Raw genomic sequence first — 20,716 nt, forward strand, 5'->3', positions numbered from 1 at the left:
TCGAATCCTTACGTTCTCGGATCACGCGGTGCGTGCCCGGCCGCGGCAGTGGGGTGCGGCAGCGAGTGATGCATTGAAGCCCGCCGAAGGGCAGAAACGGAACCCTTTCTTCCGGAACGTTGACCGGATCGTTGCCGGAGTGGCCCCGCTCACACGCGACCCGCACATCGTGATCACAGGAGGTCCGCCGCGGCTCCCCGGCGGACCGGCCGGAACGTTCCGACCCCGATGGCGGCTACCCCGCGTCGCACGTGCCACACTCGGATACATGCGCGTGTACCTCGGCTCGGACCATGCCGGCTATGAACTCAAGAACCACCTCGTCGAGTGGCTCACGGCCCAGGGCCACGAGGCCGTCGACTGCGGCCCCCACATCTACGACGCCCAGGACGACTACCCGCCGTTCTGCCTGCGTGCCGCCGAGCGGACGGCCGCGGACCCGGACAGCCTCGGCATCGTGATCGGCGGCTCGGGGAACGGCGAGCAGATCGCCGCCAACAAGGTCAAGGGCGTCCGTGCCGCGCTGGCCTGGAGCGAGCAGACCGCCGCACTGGGCCGCGAGCACAACAACGCCAATGTGGTCGCCATCGGCGGCCGGATGCACTCGGTGGAGGAGTCCACCAAGTTCGTCGAGATCTTCCTCGCCACCCCGTACTCCAACGAGGAGCGTCACACCCGTCGCATCGAGATGCTGACGGCGTACGAGACCACCGGCGAGCTCCCCCCGATCCCGGCCCACCACCCGCAGCAGGGCTGACCGCCCCCACCCCCGTGCCGCCGGTACCCCCGGCGGCACAGCCATTTCTCCGCGCCGCCCGTATCCCACCGAGTCCCACCGAGGAGAGCCGCCACCGTGCCCGAGGGACACACCATCCACCGCCTCGCGGCGGACCACCGGGGCAGGTTCGCCGGGCGGCCCGTGCGGGTGAGCAGCCCGCAGGGCAAGTTCTCCGCCGGTGCCGCGCTGCTCGACGGCAGGCCCCTCACCGATGTCGACGCCCACGGCAAGCACCTCTTCCTCGGCTTCGAGGGCGCCGGCTGGGTCCACATCCACCTGGGCCTGTTCGGCAAGCTCGGATTCGGTACGGTCCCGGCCCCGCCGCCCACCGACACGGTCCGGCTGCGCCTGCTGAACGACGAGCACCACGCGGATCTGCGCGGCCCGACGGCCTGCGCGCTGATCACCGACCCGGAGAAGCGCGCGATACACGACCGCCTCGGACCGGACCCGCTGCGGAGCGACGAGGACGGCGAGCGGGCCTGGCTGCGGATCTCGCGCAGCCGGATCACCGTCGCGGCCCTGCTGATGGACCAGAAGGTCGTCGCGGGGGTCGGCAACGTCTACCGCGCGGAGGTGCTGTTCCGGCACGGGATCGACCCGTACCGCCTCGGCAGGGACCTCACGCGCGGGGAGTGGGACGCGATCTGGGCGGACCTCGCGGTGCTGATGCGCGAGGGCGTACGGAACAACCGGATCGACACCGTCCGCCCCGAGCACCTGCCCGAGGCCATGGGGCGCCCGCCGCGCGTCGACGACCACGGCGGCGAGGTGTACGTCTACCGCCGGGCCCGCCAGGCCTGCCACATCTGCGGCGGCGAGATCCGCACCGCCGACCTCGCCGCCCGCAATCTCTTCTGGTGCCCTGGGTGCCAGAAGGCCTGAGGGCCGTCCCGCCGGGGAGCACGGGACAGCCCTCGGAGAGCCGCTAGAACCCCCGGGGCAGCCACGGGGCCGTGTCCGACAGGAACGCCGACGACGCCTGGGCCAGCGCGCCCGCCCGCAGCTCCCGTACCCGCCCGGCCAGCCCCAGCGAGCTCAGCGACTCGCCGCCCAGATACGCCGAACCCAACTCCCGTACCGTGAGCGCGAGATCGGCCGGGTCCTCGGTGCGCCGGCACGACGCGACGCCCTTCTCGTCGGCGGTGAGCCGCCAACGCCCCTCGTTCCAGGGGCAGAACGCGTCCTCGACCTCGAACACCACGTCCAGCGGGCCCCGGTACGTCCGCGCCTCCAGCGCCGCCCCCAGCTCCACCAGGCGGACATGGAGCGAATCGCGGACCAGGATGTTGCACCGCCGCACGTCCGACACCAGGTGCAGCACCGCGTCGTCGACCGGCCGGTTGCGGGCCACGACCGTCCTCATCAGGTCGATGTCGAAGACGAACCGCCACAGCGCCGCGTACACCGCCGGGTCCAGCGCGGCCAGGTCGTTGACCACGACGGTGCCCTTGGGACCGGCCGGCTCCCACTCCGGCTTGATGTGGTAGGTCACATAACCGAGGAGCTCTCCGTCCCGCTCCGCCAGCACGCACTGCTGCGCCGAGGAGCCCTGCCTGCTGGAGACCGGGTCGATCATGGGCTTGCGCTCCCAGCCGGGCCCGTGGGCCGGGACGCCGGGGCGGCCGGAGACCAGCTGCTCGTACACGCTCTCGCACGCCGCCATCGCCTCGTCCGGCTTCGCGTGGCGCAGCCGCACCTCGTCCGTGCCCGGCGGCACGTCCAGCCGGATCCGGTCCTTCTCGATCGTCAGGGACATCTGCTTCGAGGCCGCGCCGTATCCGAACCGGCCGTAGATCGCCGGTTCCGAGGCGGTCAGCACGGCGAACGGCTCGCCCAGCGCGCGGATGTCGTCCAGCTGGCGGCGCATCATCGAGGTCAGCAGCCCGCGCCTGCGGTGGGTGGAGGCGACGCTCACCATCGTGATCCCGGCGGCGGGCACCAGCGCCCCGCCCGGCACCGCGACCCGGAAGCTGAACGCCCCCGCCGTGCCGACCACGTCGTCACCGTCCCAGATGCCGAGCGACCGCTCGTGCTCGGTCAGCTGCTCGAACAGCTCGCGCTCCTCGGGGGTCTCCGGGTCTCCGCCGAACGCCAGCTCAAGACACTCGAACCATTGGTTCCATTCGGACGGACGCAGTACGCGAAGCTCAGTAGTCATGGGCCATGCCTACCAGGGGCGCGGCGGCAGAGCGAACCGATTTCGAACGCATTGTCACGGGGTCCCCCTGCACCTCGGGCGGCCGGGTAGATAGGGTCCCGGCAATGGCCCGTCGCGCAGGAGCAGACACGTACCCGGCCCGATTGCGGAAATCGGCGCACCGGGCACGCATCGCGCTGCGCAAGTCCGGGGTCGACTACTTCCGCGGCGACGGCTCGGACTGGATCGCGCTGGTCGGCCTCCTGCTGACCATTCCCGCCATCACCACCGCCACACTCCTCGATCCGACCTGGTGCTCACCGGCCGCACTCGTCCTGCCGATCGTCGCGGGCGGCCTGCTGCTGCGCCCGGCCAGCCTGCTGGGCCTGTACGCGACCGCCGCCACCGCCCTGATCGTGGAGTCGGTCGGACTGGGCCCGTACGGCGACGGCCCGGCCCGGGTGACCCCAGGCATCGTCCTGGTCGTCGCGGCCTGCGGTTTCTTCGGGCTGGTCCTCGCCCAGTTCCGGGCCAGGGTCGGCGTGCCGTGGCGGCGCGGCGGCACCATGCTCTTCGACCTGCGCGAACGTATCCGGGTGCAGAGCGCCCTGCCCCGGCTGCCGCAGGGCTGGCACCGCGAGATGGCGCTGCGCCCGGCGGGCGGGCAGTCCTTCTCCGGGGACTTCGTCGTCGCCGCCCGCACCAACGGCGGGCGGACCCTGGAGGCCGTGCTCACCGATGTCTCCGGCAAGGGCATGGACGCGGGCTCCCGCGCCCTCCTGCTGTCCGGGGCCTTCGGCGGCCTGCTCGGCTCGCTGCCCCCGCACGGCTTCCTCCCGGCGGCCAACGGCTATCTGCTGCGCCAGGACTGGGACGAGGGGTTCGCCACCTCGATCCATCTGGTCCTGGACCTCGAATCGGGCGACTACGAGCTCCTGTCGGCCGGGCACCCGCCCGCCCTCCAGCTCCACTCGGGCAGCGGCCAGTGGGAGGAGAAGGCGGCCGAGGGGCCGCTGCTGGGGGTGTACGACGGGGCGCAGTTCGACGCCGTGAAGGGGTCGCTGGCCCCCGGCGACGTACTGATGCTCTTCACGGACGGCCTGGTCGAGGCGTCGGACCGCGACATCGCGGACGGCATCGACCGGCTGACCGGTGAGGCCGACCGCTATGTCGCCACCGGATTCGAGGGCGCGGCCTGGCACCTGATCGAGGCCTGCGCCAAGGACGTCAACGACGACCGGGCACTGCTGCTGCTGTCGCGCACGGCCTGAACCGTACGCGGGCGGCGTGCACAGATCCTGAACCGTACGCGGACGGTGTCGCGCAGATACCGAACCGTACGTAAACGGGTTGCGCAGATACTGAACCGTACGTAAACGGACCGAACCGGGCGCGGGTCAACGGCGGTCCGTCCATCACCGGAACGTGGACGCCGGCGTTGCCGGGTACGGGGGCCGGTAAGGCCCGTTCCCCGTACCCGGAGCGCCGCGGGAGTCGGTTCAGGCCGGGACCGGGAGTTTTCCGGCGCCGTCCTCGCTGTCACTGCCCTCGCCCCGGCCCCGCCCGCCCGGCAGGACGCGGGCCAGCCAGTGCGAGCGCCCGGCCGCCAGCGGTGCGAGAACCGCGAGGAGGAGCACATAGCCCGCGATGAACGGGGAGAGCCGCTCGTCCAACCCGGCGGCCGCCGCCATCGTGGCGAGGATCAGGGCGAACTCGCCGCGCGCCACCAGCGTGGTGGAGATGTTCGCCGTGGCCTGCGGGCCGAACGCGTACACCTTCGCGGCGGCGAGCCCGGCGAGGACGTTCATGGCCAGGGTCACCGCGACGGCGGCCAGCACCGGCCACAGCACGGTCGGCAGGTCGCCCGGGTCGATGGAGAGCCCGAAGGCGAAGAAGAAGATCGCGCCGAAGGCGTCGCGCAGCGGGTGGACCAGCTTGAGGATGCGCTCGCCGGAGGTCGTGCTGCCGAGCATCAGGCCGACCATGAACGCGCCGATGGCGTCCGCGACCCCGAACCACTCCGAGACGCCCGCCACGAACACCGCGGCGCCCAGGAAGGAGATGACGAGGAGTTCGTCGTCACGGGTGTTGATCAGCCTGCCGATGACCCGGGTGCCGAACCGGGCGGCCAGTGCGAGCAGCAGCAGGAAGCCGAAGGCCTTGCCGCCGTCGACCGCCGCGGCGGAGAGGCTGTCGGCGCCCGACAGGATGGGCTGGAGCGCGGCCAGGTAGAGGGCGAGGAAGACGTCCTCGACCACGATGATGCCGAGGATCGGCTTGGTCTCCGGATTGCCGATCCGGCCCAGGTCGACCAGGACCTTGGTGACGATGGCCGACGAGGAGATGCCGAGCACACCGGCGAGGACCAGCGCCTCGGAGGTGCCCCAGCCGAGCGCGAAGCCGAAGCCGAGCCCGGCGCCGACGTTCAGGGCGAGATAGGTGCCGCCGGCGATCGCCATCTTGCGGCCGCCGGTCTTGAGGTCGTCGAGGTGGAATTCCAGGCCGAGGTAGAAGAGCAGCAGCACCAGGCCGAGCGCGGAGAGCATCTCCAGTTCGTGCGGGTCGGCGACGAGCACGATGCCGGGTGTGTGCGGGCCGAGCAGGATTCCGGCCAGGATGAACAGGGGGATGGTCGGCAGTCCGATGCGGCTGCCGACGCGGGCGAGAACGGCGGCGGCCAGGAAGGCGCCGCCCATGGCGATGAGCGTGTCTGCGTGTCCGATGAGCCCGGTCCTTCGCTAGGTCAAGAGAACGTCAAGGAAGCGTCAGTAATTAGTTTACCGAACGATTGACGTTGCAACTGTTCCACCTGGGGAATCGCCCGGGGATCTCCCGGGAGAACACTCGGGAATCGCCCGGGGAAACGCCGGTACCCCGCCCGCCGCCGCCCGCCTGCCCCCGGCACGACCTGGGGTTTTCCCCACCCCCGATCCGCCAGCAGCCGCCATGTTCCGCACCCGCCCCGATCCGTAGGTTCGAGTCGTGGTCGAAGAAGCGGCCGATGAGCAACGGAAGGCGGACATCATGGGGCTGCGACGCACCAGGCAGCGCGCGCGGGACGAGCAGTACACGGACACCCGCCAGGGATCCGGGCCCTCGGACCTCGCCGTCGAACTGCGCGGCGTCCGCAGGCAGTACGGCCGGGGCGGCTCCGCCGTCCACGCGCTGCGGGGCATCGACCTCGCCCTCCCGCGCGCCAGCTTCACCGCCGTCATGGGACCGTCCGGCTCCGGCAAGTCGACCTTCCTCCAGTGCGCGGCCGGACTCGACCGCCCCACCGAGGGCTCCGTACGCCTCGGCGGCACCGAGATCACCGGCATGAGCGAGAACCGGCTCACCGAACTGCGCCGCACCCGCCTCGGCTTCGTCTTCCAGGCCTTCAACCTGCTGCCGTCCCTGACGGTCGAACAGAACGTCGTCCTGCCCATGCGCCTGGCCGGACAGCGCACCGGCTCCGCCCGCAGCCGCCGCGAAGCCACCGAGATGCTCACCCGGGTCGGCCTCGGCGACAAGGGCGACCGCCGCCCCGGCCAGCTCTCCGGCGGCCAGCAGCAGCGCGTCGCCGTCGCCCGCGCCCTGGTCACCCGGCCCGACGTGATCTTCGCCGACGAGCCGACCGGCGCCCTCGACACCACCACCGCCGCCGAGATCCTCACCCTGCTCCGCAGCGCCGTGGACGGCCTCGGCGCCACCGTCGTCATGGTCACCCACGACCCGGCGGCCGCCGCCTACGCCGACCAGGTCCTCTTCCTCGCCGACGGCGCGATCGCGGACAGCCTCCCGCGCGCCGGCGCCGCGCAGATCGCCGCCCGGATGACCGCACTGACCGCGCGGACCGCCCCCGCCCACGCAGGAGCAGCAGCCTGATGTTCATCCCGCACGCCCCGAACGGCCTCGCCCGCGCGGCCGTCCGCTTCAAGCCCTCGTCGTTCATCGGGACCTTCGTCGCGCTCCTGATGGCCGCGGCCATCGTCTCCGCCTGCGGCATCCTGACGGAGACCAGCCTGCGTGCCTCGGTACCCGCCGACCGTTACGCGAAGGCCCCCGTGGTGGTCGCCGCCGACCAGAAGATCCACCTGAGGACCGGCAGCGGCGACAGCACCGAGGAGACCGACGTACTCCTCCCGGACACCGCGCGGCTGCCCGAATCCCTGGTCGCCAGGGCCGCCTCCGCCCCCGGCGCGGCCACCGCGATCGGGGACGTCACCTACTCCGTACGACACGACGGCACCCCCCTCACCGCACACGGCTGGGGCTCCACCGCCCTCACCGGCACCCGGCTGGTCACCGGCGAGGCACCCGGGCCCGGTGAAGTCGTCGTCCCCGCAGGCACCGGGAGCCGGACCGGCGACAGCATCGCCCTCGACACACCCGCGGGCGTACGGGAGTTCAGGGTCTCGGGCACCACCGCCACCGCCGCCACCGTCTGGTTCACCGACCGGCAGGCCGTACAGCTCTCCGGCCACCCCGGCCGGATCGACGCCATCGCCGTGCTCGCCGACCGGGGCACCGCCACCGACAGCCTCGCCGGCCAGGTCCGCGCGGCCGTCGGCCACACCGCCACGGCCCAGGTCCACACCGGCGACGACCGGGGCGCCGTCGAGACCCCGGCCCTCGCGAGCACCAAGGAGATCCTCTTCGGCCTCGGCGTCTCCTTCGGCGGCGTCGCCACCATGGTCGCCGTCTTCACCGCCGCCGGTACGGTCGCCCTCTCCGTGGGCCAGCGCAGCCGCGAGTTCGCCCTGCTGCGCGCCATCGGCGCCACCCCGCGCCAGCTGCGCCGCACCATCGCCACGGAGTCCCTGCTCGTCGCCCCGCTCGCCGGAGCCCTCGGCTGCCTCCCCGGAACCGCCCTGGCCCTGTGGTGGTCCGGGCAGCTCCAGGACCGGGGAGCCGTCCTCGATTCCGTCGCCCTGCGCATCTCCTGGCTGCCCCTGGCCATCGCGGTCGGCACCACCATGCTCACCGCGCTGGGCGCGGGCTACCTCGCCGCCCGGCGCCCCGCCAAGCTGAAGCCGGGACTCGCCCTCGCCCAGACGGCCGTGGAACGCGCCCCGTTCGGCGTGATCCGCACCCCGCTCGGCATCGCCGCCCTCGTCGGCGGCGGGGCCCTCGCGGGCGTCGCCGCCTCCACCTCCGGCGGGGACTCGGCGAACGCGGCCATGGGCGTCGTCATGCTCTTCATGCTCGCGGTCGGGCTGCTCGGCCCGGTGATCGCCCGGATCTGCGCCACCGTCATCGGGATCCCGCTGCGCGCCGCCGGCGCGTCCGGCTCGCTGGCCGCCGCCAACTCCCGTACCAACTCCCGACGGCTGGCCTCCGCGATCACCCCGATCGTGCTCGCCATGGCCTTCTCGTCGACGCTGGTCTTCATGCAGACCAGCCAGGAGCGGGTCACCGCACACCAGCAGCGCGACGCGATCACCGCCGACCACATCGTCACCGCCCCGGCGGGACTCGGCTCCGACGCGACCGAACGGGCCGCGGCCACCCCCGGCGTCTCCACCGCGGTCGGGCTGATCCGCACCTCCGTCCTGGTGCCCGGCGGCGACGGTCCGGTGCCGCAGAGCGCCTCCGCGCAGGGCGTCATCGGCTCCGGCAAGGAGCTCGCCAGGGTCCAGGACCTCGACGTCAGGACCGGCTCCCTCGCCGCCCTGCGGCCCGGGACCGTCGCCGTGGACACCACGCTCGCCGACACGGCGGACCTGCGCACCGGCGACCGGCTCGCCCTGCGGCTGCCGGACGGCACCCGGGCGAACCCGAAGGTCGTCGCGGTCTACGGCCGAGGCCTCGGCACCAGCCTGGTCACGCTCCCCGCGGCCGACCTGAAGTCCCGGATGACCTCGCCGTACGCCGCCGACATCCTGGTACGGGCCACCCCCGCCGCCGCCGGGAAGCTCAGCGCGCTCGGCACCGTCACCGACGCCTCCGGCTACGCCGCGGCGCAGGACGAGGACCGCGAACTCAGCGCCTGGGCCAACACGGTCATGGCCGCGGTGCTCGGCGGGTTCGCCGCGATCGCCGCCGTCAACACCCTGGTGATGACCGTCCTCGACCGCCGCCGCGAACTGACCATGCTCCGCCTGGTCGGCTCCACCCGCCGTCAGGTCATGGGCATGATCCGCTGGGAGGCCCTGCTGGTCACGGTGGCCGGCGCGGCGCTCGGCACCGCCATCGCACTGGCCACGCTCTTCCCGATGATGAGGGGCCTGACGGGCGAGTCGCCGTACATCCCACCGCTCCTGTACGGCACCTTCGTCGCCGTGACCATCGGGCTCGGCCTCCTCGCCGCGGTGGTCCCGGCCCGTGCGGCCCTGCGCACGACGGCCGCCCGTCCGTAGAGTCGGTCCATGACCGCACCGCGCGCACACCTGACCCTGGCCGACGTAGAGGCGATCGCCCGCGAGGCCCATGCCGAGCAGCGGGACAAGGCGGGACGCCCCTACACCGAACACCTCGCCGCCGTCGCGGAAGGGGTGCGGGCCAGGGGCGGCAGCGACGAACAGATCGCCGCGGCCTGGCTGCACGACGCGATCGAGGACGACGCGCTGTCGGCGCGGTGGCTGGCCGAGGCCGCGCTGCCGCAGCAGGTGAAGTACATGGTCCTCGCCGTCACCAAACATGACGGCGAGGACCTCCGTGCGTACACCCGGCGCATCCTGGACACCCCGGGCGCCCTGCTGATCAAGGAGTCCGACCTGGCGCACAACGCGGACCCGGCCCGCCTCGCCGTGCTGGAACCGGCGACCCGTACCCGGCTGACCGAGAAGTATGCGCTGGTACGGAGGTTGCTGGGACTCACCCCGGGGCAATCGCCCGTCAAGCAATCGGTTCAAGCCAACACGGCGAAGGACTGATCCATCCGCCAGGGCGACCGGTCCATCCGCCGGAGCGACGCACTGATCCCCGCCCGCCCGGCCTCAGAGCCGGGCCGAGTCCCGCCGGAACGCCCAGTCCATGTCCGGCTCCGTCACCGGGCGCAGCACCCGCCGCACCGGCGGCGTGCACATCAGCGTCACCGCGACGGCCGCGACCACGGAGACGAGGACCAGTCCGGCGGGCGCCGAGAGCCAGTCGTAGACGTCGAACACCCCGGCGTACCCGGCTCCCTTGATCAGGAAGCCGTGCAGCAGATAGCCGCAGATCGTCCCGGCCCCGAGCACCGTGAACCACATGTGGCGGCGCGGCACCCAGGACAGGAAGCCGATGGTGAGCAGCAGCGCGCAGCCGAACATCGCCAGCGTCATCACGGCACCGGACCACCACGGGGCGCCCATCTCCTGCGCGCTGTTGCTGCGGTAGAACCAGCCCAGCTGCATCCGCGGCGCCGCCCAGTACGCGAAGGCCAGGGCCCCGGCGAACAGCGGGAGCGCGAGCATCCGCACCTCGCGCCGGCGCACCAGCTCGAAGTGCTCGGGCTTCAGCCGGAGCCCCAGCACGAAGAACGGCAGGAACTGCAGAACGCGCTGGAGATCGAGATCGTCGCCGATCGACGGGGTGAGGGAGGCGAGCACGGCGACGACGAGCGCGACCGGCAGCGGATGGCGCAGCGACTGCCACACCGGTGTGGTGATCCGCCAGACGAACAGCGCGACCAGGAACCAGGTGAGGTACCAGGGGTCGAGCAGGCTGATCGAGGTATCGCCCGATCCGTCCGCGAACCGCTTGAACAGCGAATACGCCGTCTCGAACACGATGTAGGGCACGGCGACGCCGGTGATCAGGCGCTTCACCTTGGCGGCGGACATGTCGAACGAGCGGGAGAAGTAGCCGGAGACGATGATGAACGCCGGCATGTGAAAGGTGTACGCCACCATGTACAGCGCGCGGGCGGTCCGGCTGCCGTCCATCACCGGTTCCCACGAGTGCGCCACCGCGACGAGCACGATGGCCAGATATTTGACGTTGTCGAAGTAGGCGTCGCGCCGCTTCGCCGGTGCGGCCGACGGAGGCCGGTTCACCTCCGTCGCGGGGGGTGCCGCGGTGGCGGTCGTCCCTCGGGGTCTGGGCTCCGACTCCCGGGTCGCCGCTGGGATCGGGGCCCTCTGAAATACGTTCGGAGCGTGGAACATCTTATGCACCTTAGACGCCTCGATTGGAATTCGTAAAACGGCTCGGGGATATCGCGTGTTCCCGCCCAATCGAAAGCGAAACCACCGGCAACCGCCCGCTATGCACCGATTCATCCGCCTTAAATAGGGCATATCGGAAGGGTGTTGTGGAGCGTGAATTTCATCGCACTTAACCTTGGAATTGCATGTGAATGAAGTGTGCGGATATGGAAACCATCACATTGGCACATTCATTGCGGTCTCATGATTCACAGGCGGCTCACAGATATGCGGGGCATCGGCCGGGCCCGGTGCGACCCCCCTGTGCGGCTGTGCGCCCCTGGCGCGCGCGGGGCGCAAGGATGGCGCGATCCCGTCAGTGCGATCCGTCACCTGGCAGCGACCACAGGGGAGTTGGTGGCACGATGGACGGGACGGAGGAGTGCTCGGCCGCACCTCTCCGGGCCGGCAAGGCGGACCGACCAAGGGTGTGAATCAGTCGTGGCCATTTCACTGTCTGTGGTGCTGATGTTGGCGATCATCCTGGTGGTCCTGATCCGGGGCGGTTCCATCAAGCCCGGACCGGCGATCGTCGCGGTGCTCTTCGGCTTCTTCCTGGCGTCGACCGGCATAGCGCCGTCGATCAACAGATTCATGAACTCGATAGCCGAGACCATCAACCAGATCTCCTTCTGACCTGGCCGATCCGGCCGCCCGCCCTCCGGTGCGGGCGGCCCGGCACCACTCGGGCAGCACGCAAAAGGCCCGGTCCGGCGAGTAATTCGCCGAGACCGGGCCCAAGCATGGAGCGGGCGACGGGAATCGAACCCGCGTAGCTAGTTTGGAAGACTAGGGCTCTACCATTGAGCTACGCCCGCACAGCTGCACCGCAGGTCCGGGGGACCGGCGGCACGTGAAGCATCGTAGCGGGTCACGGGCGCTGCCCGCACACCCGATTGCGGCCACCGGTGTCGCGTTCGGTGCCGTCCGCGCAAAGCGGCCGGTGCACTGCCTGACGGCATGTACCCTACGTGTCGCACCGACGGGGTGTGGCGCAGCTTGGTAGCGCGTCCGCTTTGGGAGCGGAAGGTCGTCGGTTCGAATCCGGCCACCCCGACCACCGGCAAGACCAGGGATCATCCCCAGCAGGATCCCGGGACCACCCGCAAGATCGCAGACCACGGGCAAGATCGCATTGTGGGAGTCCGACTCCTTGCCGTTACTATGCAAAATGCGTGCCCGTGTGTCTGATGTACCGGGCTCGGTCCGCGAAGCCGCCTCCCGTGCGGCGGAGCAGAACCCCAAGAAGTCAGCCACAAGGAGACCGAACCGTGAAGAGCGCCGTGGAGACCCTGAACCCGACCCGGGTTCGGCTCAGCATCGAGGTGCCCTTCGAGGAGCTCAAGGACAGCCTCGACGCGGCGTACAAGAAGATCAACCAGCAGGTCACGGTGAAGGGCTTCCGCAAGGGCAAGATCCCTGCCCGGGTCATCGACCAGCGCTTCGGCCGCGGTGCGGTGCTGGAGGAGGCCGTCAACGACGCGCTCCCGAAGTTCTACACCGAGGCCGTCAACGAGGGTGAGCTCAACGTCCTCGGCCAGCCGGAGGTCGACATCACGGAGCTGAAGGACGGCGAGCTGCTGTCCTTCACCGCCGAGGTCGACGTACGCCCCGAGATCGAGATCCCGGACTACTCCGGCATCGAGGTCACCGTCGACGCCCTCGAGGTCAGCGACGAGGACGTCGAGAAGGCCGTGGAGCAGCTCCGCGAGCGCTTCGCCTCCACCAACCCGGTCGAGCGCGCCGCCGCCGAGGGCGACGTCGTGACGATCGACCTCGAGGCCAAGGTCGACGGCGAGGTCCTGGAGGACGGCGTGGCCGAGGGTGTCTCGTACACCATCGGTTCCGGAGAGCTCCTCGACGGCATCGACGCCGCCGTCACCGGCCTGGAGGCGGGTGGCGAGGCCACCTTCACCTCCGAGCTGAAGGGCGGCTCCGCCGAGGGCAAGGAAGCGGAGGTCACCGTCAAGGTCGCCACCGTCGCCGCCCGTGAGCTCCCCGAGCTGGACGACGAGTTCGCCCAGATGGCGAGCGAGTTCGACACCCTCGACGAGCTGAAGGCGGACAGCCGCAAGCGCCTCGAGAACACCAAGCAGTACGACCAGGCCACCCAGGCCCAGGAGCGCGTCCTGGACGAGCTGCTCAAGCTCGCCGAGGTCCCGATCCCGGAGAAGCTGCTCGCGGACGAGGTCCAGACCCGCAAGCACAACCTGGAGCACCACCAGCTCGGCCAGATGGGTCTGACCCTCGACAAGTACCTGGAGATCCAGGGCAAGACGGCCGAGGAGTTCGACGCCGAGACGTCCGAGCAGGCGATCAAGGGCATCAAGACCCAGTTCATCCTGGACGAGATCGTCAACAAGGAGAAGCTGAACGTCAACCAGGAGGAGCTCACCGAGCACCTCATGCGGCGCGCCGCTTCCTCCGGCATGAGCCCCGACCAGTTCGCCCAGGCCGTCGTCGAGGGCGGCCAGGTGCCGATGCTCGTCGGCGAGGTCGCCCGCGGCAAGGCGCTGGCCGTGGTCGTCGAGGCCGCCAAGGTCGTCGACACCAAGGGTGAGCTCGTCGAGCTGGAGGACGACGAGGACGCGGCGGAGGAGGCCATCGAGGCCGTAGAGGCCGCCGAGGGCACCACCGAGGCCGCCGAGGAGAAGAACGAGGCCTGAGCCTCGCGCTGAACCCGAACGACGGGCTCCGGACGCCGCTGCGTCCGGAGCCCGTCGTCGTATGGCGTACGGTGCCCCACAACCCTTGTGCCCACTGCGGAGCTTGCGCTCCGAGCGAACAGTTGCGGAAGCGGGATGGCGTTGTCCTACCTGCGCGTTAGGGTCCATGAATAGGAAGGGCAGGGGAGCCCCCGCCCACCCGGTACGAAGACGCTGAGACGGCCGGAGCCGTCAGAGACGAGCAGGTGGATACGTGACGAATCTGATGCCCTACGCCGCCGGAGAGCCGTCCCTCGGTGGAGGCCTCGGTGACCAGGTCTACAGCCGGCTGCTCGGCGAGCGCATCATCTTCCTCGGCCAGCAGGTCGACGATGAGATCGCCAACAAGATCACCGCGCAGCTGCTCCTCCTTGCCGCCGAGCCGGACAAGGACATCTACCTCTACATCAACAGCCCCGGCGGCTCGGTGACGGCCGGCATGGCGGTCTACGACACCATGCAGTACATCCCGAACGACGTGGTCACCATCGGTATGGGCATGGCGGCCTCGATGGGCCAGTTCCTGCTCACCGGCGGCACCGCGGGCAAGCGCTTCGCGCTCCCGAACACCGACATCCTCATGCACCAGGGTTCGGCCGGCATCGGCGGTACGGCCTCGGACATCAAGATCCAGGCCCAGTACCTGCTGCGCACCAAGCAGCGGATGGCGGAGATCACCGCCCGCCACTCCGGCCAGACCGTCGAGACGATCATCCGCGACGGCGACCGCGACCGCTGGTACACCGCGGAGGAGGCCAAGGAGTACGGCCTCATCGACGAGATCATCACGATCGCATCGGGCGTTCCGGGCGGCGGCGGCACCGGCGCCTGATCCGGTACCCACCGGATCCGGCCCCACCGCCCCGCGCACCTCTCGTACGCCGAGACACCCAGCCACAGAACGCCACCAGGATGGTGAACACCCATATGAACAACTTCTCCGGCGCCTCCGCGAGCGGCCTCTACACCGGCCCGCAGGTGGACAACCGCTACATCGTGCCGCGCTTCGTGGAGCGCACCTCGCAGGGCGTGCGTGAGTACGACCCGTACGCGAAGCTCTTCGAGGAGCGCGTGATCTTCCTCGGCGTACAGATCGACGACGCCTCCGCCAACGACGTCATGGCGCAGCTGCTGTGCCTGGAGTCGATGGACCCGGACCGGGACATCTCGATCTACATCAACAGCCCCGGCGGCTCGTTCACCGCGCTCACCGCGATCTACGACACGATGCAGTTCGTGAAGCCGGACATCCAGACGGTCTGCATGGGCCAGGCGGCCTCCGCCGCGGCCGTGCTGCTCGCCGCCGGTACGCCCGGCAAGCGGATGGCGCTGCCCAACGCCCGGGTGCTGATCCACCAGCCGTCCTCGCAGACCGGCCGTGAGCAGCTCTCCGACCTGGAGATCGCGGCCAACGAGATCCTGCGGATGCGCACCCAGCTGGAGGAGATGCTGGCCAAGCACTCCACCACGCCGATCGAGAAGATCCGCGACGACATCGAGCGCGACAAGATCCTGACCGCCGAGGACGCCCTCGCCTACGGTCTCGTCGACCAGATCGTGTCGACCCGCAAGCAGGCGGCCACGGCCGCCTGACGTCGGCCTTCGCCCCTTGGCACGGCGGGTTCGCACCGCATCGGCGGTGTGAACCGTGCCAAGGGGGGCCCGAACGGGGGCCAAGGCAAGGTACCGTCGGATAGAGGCACCAGGAGCCGCTGAACCAAGCTGCTCCCAGGCGAAGGGGAAGCACCTCGTGGCACGCATCGGTGATGGCGGCGACCTGCTCAAGTGCTCGTTCTGCGGAAAGAGCCAGAAGCAGGTGAAGAAGCTCATCGCGGGACCCGGTGTGTACATCTGCGACGAGTGCATCGATCTCTGCAACGAGATCATCGAGGAGGAGCTCGCCGAGACCTCCGAGGTGCGGTGGGAGGAACTCCCCAAGCCGCGCGAGATCTACGAGTTCCTCGAGGGGTACGTCGTCGGGCAGGAGCCCGCGAAGAAGGCCCTCTCGGTCGCTGTGTACAACCACTACAAGCGGGTCCAGGCGGGTGAGAACGGCGGCGCCCAGGGCCGGGACGACGCCATCGAGCTGGCCAAGTCCAACATCCTGCTGCTGGGCCCCACGGGCTCCGGCAAGACGCTGCTCGCGCAGACGCTGGCCCGCATGCTCAACGTCCCGTTCGCCATCGCCGACGCGACGGCGCTGACGGAGGCCGGCTATGTCGGCGAGGACGTCGAGAACATCCTGCTGAAGCTGATCCAGGCCGCGGACTACGACGTCAAGAAGGCCGAGACCGGGATCATCTACATCGACGAGATCGACAAGGTCGCCCGCAAGAGCGAGAACCCGTCGATCACCCGCGATGTCTCCGGCGAGGGCGTCCAGCAGGCCCTGCTGAAGATCCTGGAGGGCACCACCGCCTCCGTACCGCCGCAGGGCGGCCGGAAGCACCCGCACCAGGAGTTCATCCAGATCGACACGACGAACGTGCTGTTCATCGTGGGCGGTGCCTTCTCCGGTCTGGAGCGGATCATCGAGTCCCGGGCGGGTGCCAAGGGCATCGGCTTCGGCGCCACGATCCGTTCCAAGCGGGAGATCGAGGCGAGCGACCAGTTCCAGGAGGTCATGCCGGAGGACCTGGTGAAGTTCGGGATGATCCCGGAGTTCATCGGCCGGCTGCCCGTCCTCACCTCGGTCCACAACCTGGACCGCGAGGCGCTGCTCCAGATCCTCATCGAGCCGCGCAACGCGCTGGTGAAGCAGTACCAGCGCCTGTTCGAACTCGACGGCGTCGAGCTGGACTTCGACCGCCCGGCCCTGGAGGCCATCGCCGACCAGGCGATCCTGCGCGGCACCGGCGCGCGTGGCCTGCGGGCCATCATGGAAGAGGTCCTCCAGTCCGTGATGTACGAGGTGCCGTCCCGCAAGGACGTCGCCCGCGTCGTCATCACGGCGGACGTCGTCCGCAACAACGTGAACCCGACGCTGGTCCCGCGCGAGCCGCGGACGATCGGCAAGGGCGACGGCGGGCGGCACGAGAAGTCCGCGTAGCGGCAGACGCACACAGACGGAAGGGGCGCCCGGCCAGGTGAACTGGCGGGCGCCCCTTCCGTGTTGCGGTGCGGTCAGATCTTGGTGCGGGAGGTGTTGTAGAGCTTGGCGGCCAGGGCGGCCACATCGTCCTGGGGCATGCCCTTGCCGGCCATGGCCTGACCGAGGTCGATACCGATGACCACGCCGACCGTGCTGTAGTCGGCCCACACGCAGATGGGCGCGGTGAATTCCTTGGGCCCCGCCCCCTGCACGTTTCCGTCGCCCTTGCTGTTGACGGCCTTGATGTCCTGGCACTTCATCAGTGCTCCGTCGAACCCGGCCGGCTTCACCGCCTTGGGGCTGCCCACGAGGGAGTAGTCCACGCCTTCGTTGGACTTCTTCATGTTCTTCTCGGTGTCCGAGAAGGAGCTGTCGATGATCTTCGCGGGATCGGTGACCTCGCCCCAGAAGCCCTGGAGGGTCACGGTCTTCATGCTGAGCTGGTTCTCCTGGGAACCCGACATGTAAGAGGCCCCCGCCTGCTGGGGGTTCTTGAAGCCGAGCCCTTCGAGCTGCGTCTTCTGCGAGCCGGTCGCCGGACCGGACGGTTCCTGCGCCGCGGTGCTGTTCTTCTTGTAGCCGTCCAGCGTCGCAGCCGGCGTCAGCTTGTACCCCTTGGTGGAGTCCGCCACGTCGCTGTTGCTGGCACCGCCCGAGGTCAGGAAGTACACCCCGCCCCCGATGACCGCCAGCGCCACGATGACGCCGCCGATGATCAGGCCGGTCTTCTTCTTCGGCTCGGCCGGGGGCATCGCGCCGTAGGGCGGCTGGCCGCCGTACGGGGGAGTGGGGGGCTGCTGGCCGTACGGGCCGGGCTGCTGGGCCTGGGGGTAGCCGTAGCCCGGCTGGGGCTGCTGCTGGGGCGGGACACCCTGGGGGGCCTGCTGGGGGTAGCCGTAACCGGGCTGGCCCTGCGGGGGCTGCTGACCGTACGGGCCCGGCTGCTGGCCGTACGGTCCGGGCTGGCCCTGGGGCTGCTGGCCGTACGGCGGCTGGCCCTGGGGCGGGCCACCGTAGGGTCCGGGCTGGCCCTGGGGCGGCTGGCCGCCGTACGGGCCCGGCTGGTTGTAGCTCATCTGCGGTGTCCCCTGTTCGGAAAAGCTCATCGGAATGCTTATGCGTTCCGAACATCCTGGCGGAAGGTCCACCCGCGTGGAGCACCGGGAGGCACACCGTTACCGAACAATCCCGTTTCAGCGCACGACTGTGACGGCCCTAAACTGTCCCCCGTGACCGAGAACTCTCAGCAGACGCCAGCCAGCAACCCCGAACTGCCGACCCAGTACACACCGGCCGAGGTAGAGGGGAAGCTGTATGAGCGCTGGGTAGAGCGGGGTTACTTCGAGGCCGACGAGCACAGCGAGAAGCCGCCGTACTCCATCGTCATCCCGCCGCCGAACGTCACGGGCAGCCTGCACCTCGGGCACGCCTTCGAGCACACGCTGATCGACGCCCTGGTCCGCCGCAAGCGCATGCAGGGCTTCGAGGCGCTCTACCAGCCCGGCATGGACCACGCCGGCATCGCCACCCAGAACGTCGTCGAGCGCGAGCTCGGCAAGGAGGGCAAGTCCCGCCACGACCTGGGCCGCGAGGCCTTCGTCGAGCGCGTCTGGAAGTGGAAGAACGAGTCCGGCGGCCAGATCTCCGGCCAGATGCGCCGGCTCGGCGAGGGCGTCGCCTGGTCCCGTGAGCGCTTCACCATGGACGAGGGCCTGTCCACCGCCGTCCAGACCATCTTCAAGCGGATGTACGACGACGGTCTGATCTACCGCGCCGAGCGCATCATCAACTGGTGCCCGCGCTGTCTGACCGCGATCTCGGACATCGAGGTCGAGTACCAGGACGACGACGGCGAGCTCGTCTCCATGACGTACGGGGAGGGCGACGAGACCATCGTCGTCGCGACGACCCGCGCCGAGACGATGCTCGGTGACACGGCCGTCGCCGTCCACCCCGACGACGAGCGCTACCGGCACCTCGTCGGCCGGCAGATCAAGCTGCCGCTGACCGACCGCACGATTCCCGTCGTCGCCGACCACCACGTCGACCCGGAGTTCGGCACCGGCGCCGTGAAGGTCACGCCCGCCCACGACCCCAACGACTTCGAGATCGGCAAGCGCCACGACCTGCCGTTCCTCACGGTCATGGACGAGCGCGCGGTCATCACCGTCCCCGGCCCGTTCGAGGGGCTGGACCGGCTGGAGGCCCGTTCCGCGATCGTCGCCGCCCTGCGCGCCGAGGGCCGGATCGTCGCCGAGAAACGTCCGTACGTCCACTCCGTCGGTCACTGCTCGCGCTGCAAGACCACCATCGAGCCGCGCCTCTCCCTCCAGTGGTGGGTCAAGGTCGCCCCGCTCGCCAAGGCGGCCGGTGACGCCGTCCGCGACGGCAAGGTCAAGATCCACCCCCAGGAGATGGAGAAGCGGTACTTCGACTGGGTCGACAACCTCCACGACTGGACGATCTCGCGCCAGCTCTGGTGGGGCCACCGCATCCCCGTCTGGTACGGCCCGAACGGCGAGGTCGTCTGCGTCGGACCGGACGACGAGGCCCCCACCGGCGAGGGCTGGACGCAGGACAGCGACGTCCTGGACACCTGGTTCTCCTCCGGCCTGTGGCCGTTCTCCACGCTCGGCTGGCCCGAACAGACCGACAGCCTCGCGAAGTTCTACCCGAACTCCGTCCTGGTCACCGGCTACGACATCCTCTTCTTCTGGGTCGCCCGGATGATGATGTTCGGCCTGTACGTCAACGACGGCGTCCCGCCCTTCGAGACGATCGTCCTGCACGGCATGGTCCGCGACGAGCACGGCAAGAAGATGTCGAAGTCCTTCGGCAATGTCGTCAACCCGCTGGACTGGATGGACAAGTACGGCTCCGACGCGCTCCGCTTCACCCTGGCGCGCGGTGCCAACCCCGGCGTCGACGTCCCGATCGGCGAGGAGTGGGTCCAGGGCTCCGCCAAGTTCTCCAACAAGATCTGGAACGCCACCCGTTTCGCCCTGATGAACGGCGCGACGATCGAGGGCGAGCTGCCGTCCGCCGACGAGATGTCGGTGACCGACCGCTGGATCCTGTCCCGCCTCAACAAGACCGTCGCCGAAGTCGACGCGTACTACGACGACTTCCAGTTCTCCAAGCTCAGCGAGGCGCTGCGGCACTTCGCCTGGGACGAGGTCTTCGACTGGTACGTCGAGCTGTCCAAGACCACGTTCTTCGGCGGCGGCCGCCCGGCCGAGGTCTCGGGCCGGGTCCTGGGCGAGGTCCTCGACGTGATGCTGCGGCTGCTCCACCCGGTCGTCCCGTTCGTCACGGAGACGCTCTGGACGGCCCTCACCGGCCGGGAGTCCGTCGTCATCGCCGACTGGCCGAAGGACTCCGGCTTCCGCGACGACGCGGCCGAGCGGGAGATCGAGCTCGTCCAGCAGGTCGTCACCGAGGTCCGCCGGTTCCGCTCCGACCAGGGTCTGCAGCCCGGCCAGAAGGTCCCGGCCCAGCTCACCCTGACCGGCACGCCGCTCGCCCCGCACGAGGCGGCCATCCGCCAGCTGCTGCGGCTCCAGCCCGCCGAGGAGGGCTTCCACGCCACCGCGTCGCTGCCCGTCGCGGGGGCCACGGTCGCCCTCGACCTCTCCGGCACCATCGACGTCGAGGCCGAGCGCAAGCGCCTGACGAAGGACCTGGGCGCCGCGGAGAAGGAGAAGGCCCAGGCGGTCGGCAAGCTCTCCAACGAGGCGTTCCTCGGCAAGGCCCCGGACAACGTGGTCGACAAGATCCGCGGCCGGCTCGCCAAGGCCGAGGCCGACATCGAGCGGATCTCCGGTCAGCTGGCGAACCTGCCGCAGAGCTGATCACCTGAGCACGGAGCCCCCGTACCCCTGACCGACCAGG

Annotated in this window: 16 protein-coding genes and 2 tRNA genes; 13 read left to right on the forward strand and 5 right to left on the reverse strand. The window is 70.1% G+C overall.

Annotated features, from left to right (window positions below):
• Nucleotides 1-268: 268 nt before the first annotated feature.
• Both GA0115234_RS17060 and GA0115234_RS17065 read left to right on the forward strand, forming a co-directional pair.
• Nucleotides 269-757 (forward strand): ribose-5-phosphate isomerase, encoded by a 489-nt coding sequence (locus GA0115234_RS17060; RefSeq protein ID WP_072483643.1) that lies wholly within the window; start codon nt 269-271, stop codon nt 755-757.
• 96 nt (nt 758-853) lie between these two features.
• Complete coding sequence (locus GA0115234_RS17065) at nt 854-1,663, forward strand: Fpg/Nei family DNA glycosylase (RefSeq protein WP_093542541.1); 810 nt, start codon at nt 854-856, stop codon at nt 1,661-1,663.
• A gap of 43 nt (nt 1,664-1,706) precedes the next feature.
• Here GA0115234_RS17065 and GA0115234_RS17070 read toward each other — a convergent pair whose 3' ends face one another.
• Nucleotides 1,707-2,939, reverse strand: a complete 1,233-nt coding sequence (locus GA0115234_RS17070) for a GNAT family N-acetyltransferase (protein ID WP_093542543.1) — start codon at nt 2,937-2,939, stop codon at nt 1,707-1,709.
• Nucleotides 2,940-3,043: 104 nt separating this feature from the next.
• On the opposite strand from GA0115234_RS17070, the gene GA0115234_RS17075 reads away from it, so the two are divergent.
• Nucleotides 3,044-4,189 (forward strand): PP2C family protein-serine/threonine phosphatase, encoded by a 1,146-nt coding sequence (locus tag GA0115234_RS17075; RefSeq protein ID WP_093542544.1) that lies wholly within the window; start codon nt 3,044-3,046, stop codon nt 4,187-4,189.
• A 228-nt stretch (nt 4,190-4,417) separates the two neighbouring features.
• Here the strand turns inward: GA0115234_RS17075 and GA0115234_RS17080 are convergent, their stop codons facing one another.
• A complete protein-coding gene (locus tag GA0115234_RS17080; RefSeq protein ID WP_093542546.1) occupies nt 4,418-5,614 on the reverse strand; it encodes a cation:proton antiporter in 1,197 nt (398 codons plus the stop codon).
• A 328-nt stretch (nt 5,615-5,942) separates the two neighbouring features.
• Between GA0115234_RS17080 and GA0115234_RS17085 the strand changes: the two genes are divergently transcribed.
• From GA0115234_RS17085 to GA0115234_RS17095, 3 genes are read left to right on the forward strand one after another with little or no spacing between them, the layout of a single operon-like run.
• On the forward strand, nt 5,943-6,785 hold the full coding sequence (locus GA0115234_RS17085) for an ABC transporter ATP-binding protein (RefSeq protein ID WP_093543344.1): 843 nt from the start codon (nt 5,943-5,945) through the stop codon (nt 6,783-6,785).
• Complete coding sequence (locus GA0115234_RS17090; RefSeq protein ID WP_202553811.1) at nt 6,785-9,259, forward strand: ABC transporter permease; 2,475 nt, start codon at nt 6,785-6,787, stop codon at nt 9,257-9,259. The genes GA0115234_RS17085 and GA0115234_RS17090 overlap by 1 nt, the downstream gene beginning before the upstream one ends.
• Before the next feature lie 9 nt (nt 9,260-9,268).
• Complete coding sequence (locus tag GA0115234_RS17095) at nt 9,269-9,775, forward strand: HD domain-containing protein (protein ID WP_093542548.1); 507 nt, start codon at nt 9,269-9,271, stop codon at nt 9,773-9,775.
• A gap of 63 nt (nt 9,776-9,838) precedes the next feature.
• Here GA0115234_RS17095 and GA0115234_RS17100 read toward each other — a convergent pair whose 3' ends face one another.
• On the reverse strand, nt 9,839-10,990 hold the full coding sequence (locus tag GA0115234_RS17100; RefSeq protein WP_093542550.1) for an acyltransferase family protein: 1,152 nt from the start codon (nt 10,988-10,990) through the stop codon (nt 9,839-9,841).
• A gap of 480 nt (nt 10,991-11,470) precedes the next feature.
• Between GA0115234_RS17100 and GA0115234_RS17105 the strand changes: the two genes are divergently transcribed.
• A complete protein-coding gene (locus tag GA0115234_RS17105) occupies nt 11,471-11,665 on the forward strand; it encodes a hypothetical protein (RefSeq protein ID WP_093542552.1) in 195 nt (64 codons plus the stop codon).
• Nucleotides 11,666-11,773: 108 nt separating this feature from the next.
• On the opposite strand, the gene GA0115234_RS17110 is transcribed toward GA0115234_RS17105, so the two are convergent.
• Nucleotides 11,774-11,847, reverse strand: a tRNA-Gly gene (locus GA0115234_RS17110).
• A 165-nt stretch (nt 11,848-12,012) separates the two neighbouring features.
• Between GA0115234_RS17110 and GA0115234_RS17115 the strand changes: the two genes are divergently transcribed.
• The 5 genes from GA0115234_RS17115 to clpX all read left to right on the forward strand — a co-directional run bounded on the left by GA0115234_RS17115 (nt 12,013) and on the right by clpX (nt 16,783).
• A tRNA-Pro gene (locus GA0115234_RS17115) sits at nt 12,013-12,089 on the forward strand.
• 211 nt (nt 12,090-12,300) lie between these two features.
• Complete coding sequence (gene tig / locus GA0115234_RS17120) at nt 12,301-13,695, forward strand: trigger factor (protein ID WP_161275607.1); 1,395 nt, start codon at nt 12,301-12,303, stop codon at nt 13,693-13,695.
• A 265-nt stretch (nt 13,696-13,960) separates the two neighbouring features.
• Nucleotides 13,961-14,566, forward strand: coding sequence for an ATP-dependent Clp protease proteolytic subunit (locus GA0115234_RS17125; protein WP_176729207.1), 606 nt, complete (start codon nt 13,961-13,963; stop codon nt 14,564-14,566).
• Nucleotides 14,567-14,646: 80 nt separating this feature from the next.
• Nucleotides 14,647-15,327: an ATP-dependent Clp protease proteolytic subunit gene (locus tag GA0115234_RS17130; protein ID WP_093542558.1), complete on the forward strand. Its 681-nt coding sequence runs from the start codon at nt 14,647-14,649 to the stop codon at nt 15,325-15,327.
• Nucleotides 15,328-15,484: 157 nt separating this feature from the next.
• Entirely contained in the window at nt 15,485-16,783 is a 1,299-nt protein-coding gene (gene clpX / locus GA0115234_RS17135; RefSeq protein ID WP_093542560.1) for an ATP-dependent Clp protease ATP-binding subunit ClpX, read from the forward strand.
• A gap of 74 nt (nt 16,784-16,857) precedes the next feature.
• On the opposite strand, the gene GA0115234_RS17140 is transcribed toward clpX, so the two are convergent.
• The gene (locus GA0115234_RS17140) at nt 16,858-17,901 is read right to left on the reverse strand and encodes a hypothetical protein (protein WP_093542562.1); all 1,044 of its coding nucleotides are present in this window, start codon (nt 17,899-17,901) and stop codon (nt 16,858-16,860) included.
• 153 nt (nt 17,902-18,054) lie between these two features.
• On the opposite strand from GA0115234_RS17140, the gene GA0115234_RS17145 reads away from it, so the two are divergent.
• Entirely contained in the window at nt 18,055-20,676 is a 2,622-nt protein-coding gene (locus tag GA0115234_RS17145; protein WP_093542564.1) for a valine--tRNA ligase, read from the forward strand.
• Nucleotides 20,677-20,716 lie beyond the last annotated feature (40 nt).

Origin of the sequence: Streptomyces sp. DvalAA-43, from assembly GCF_900091725.1 — a bacterium.
Lineage (GTDB): Bacteria > Actinomycetota > Actinomycetes > Streptomycetales > Streptomycetaceae > Streptomyces > Streptomyces pulveraceus.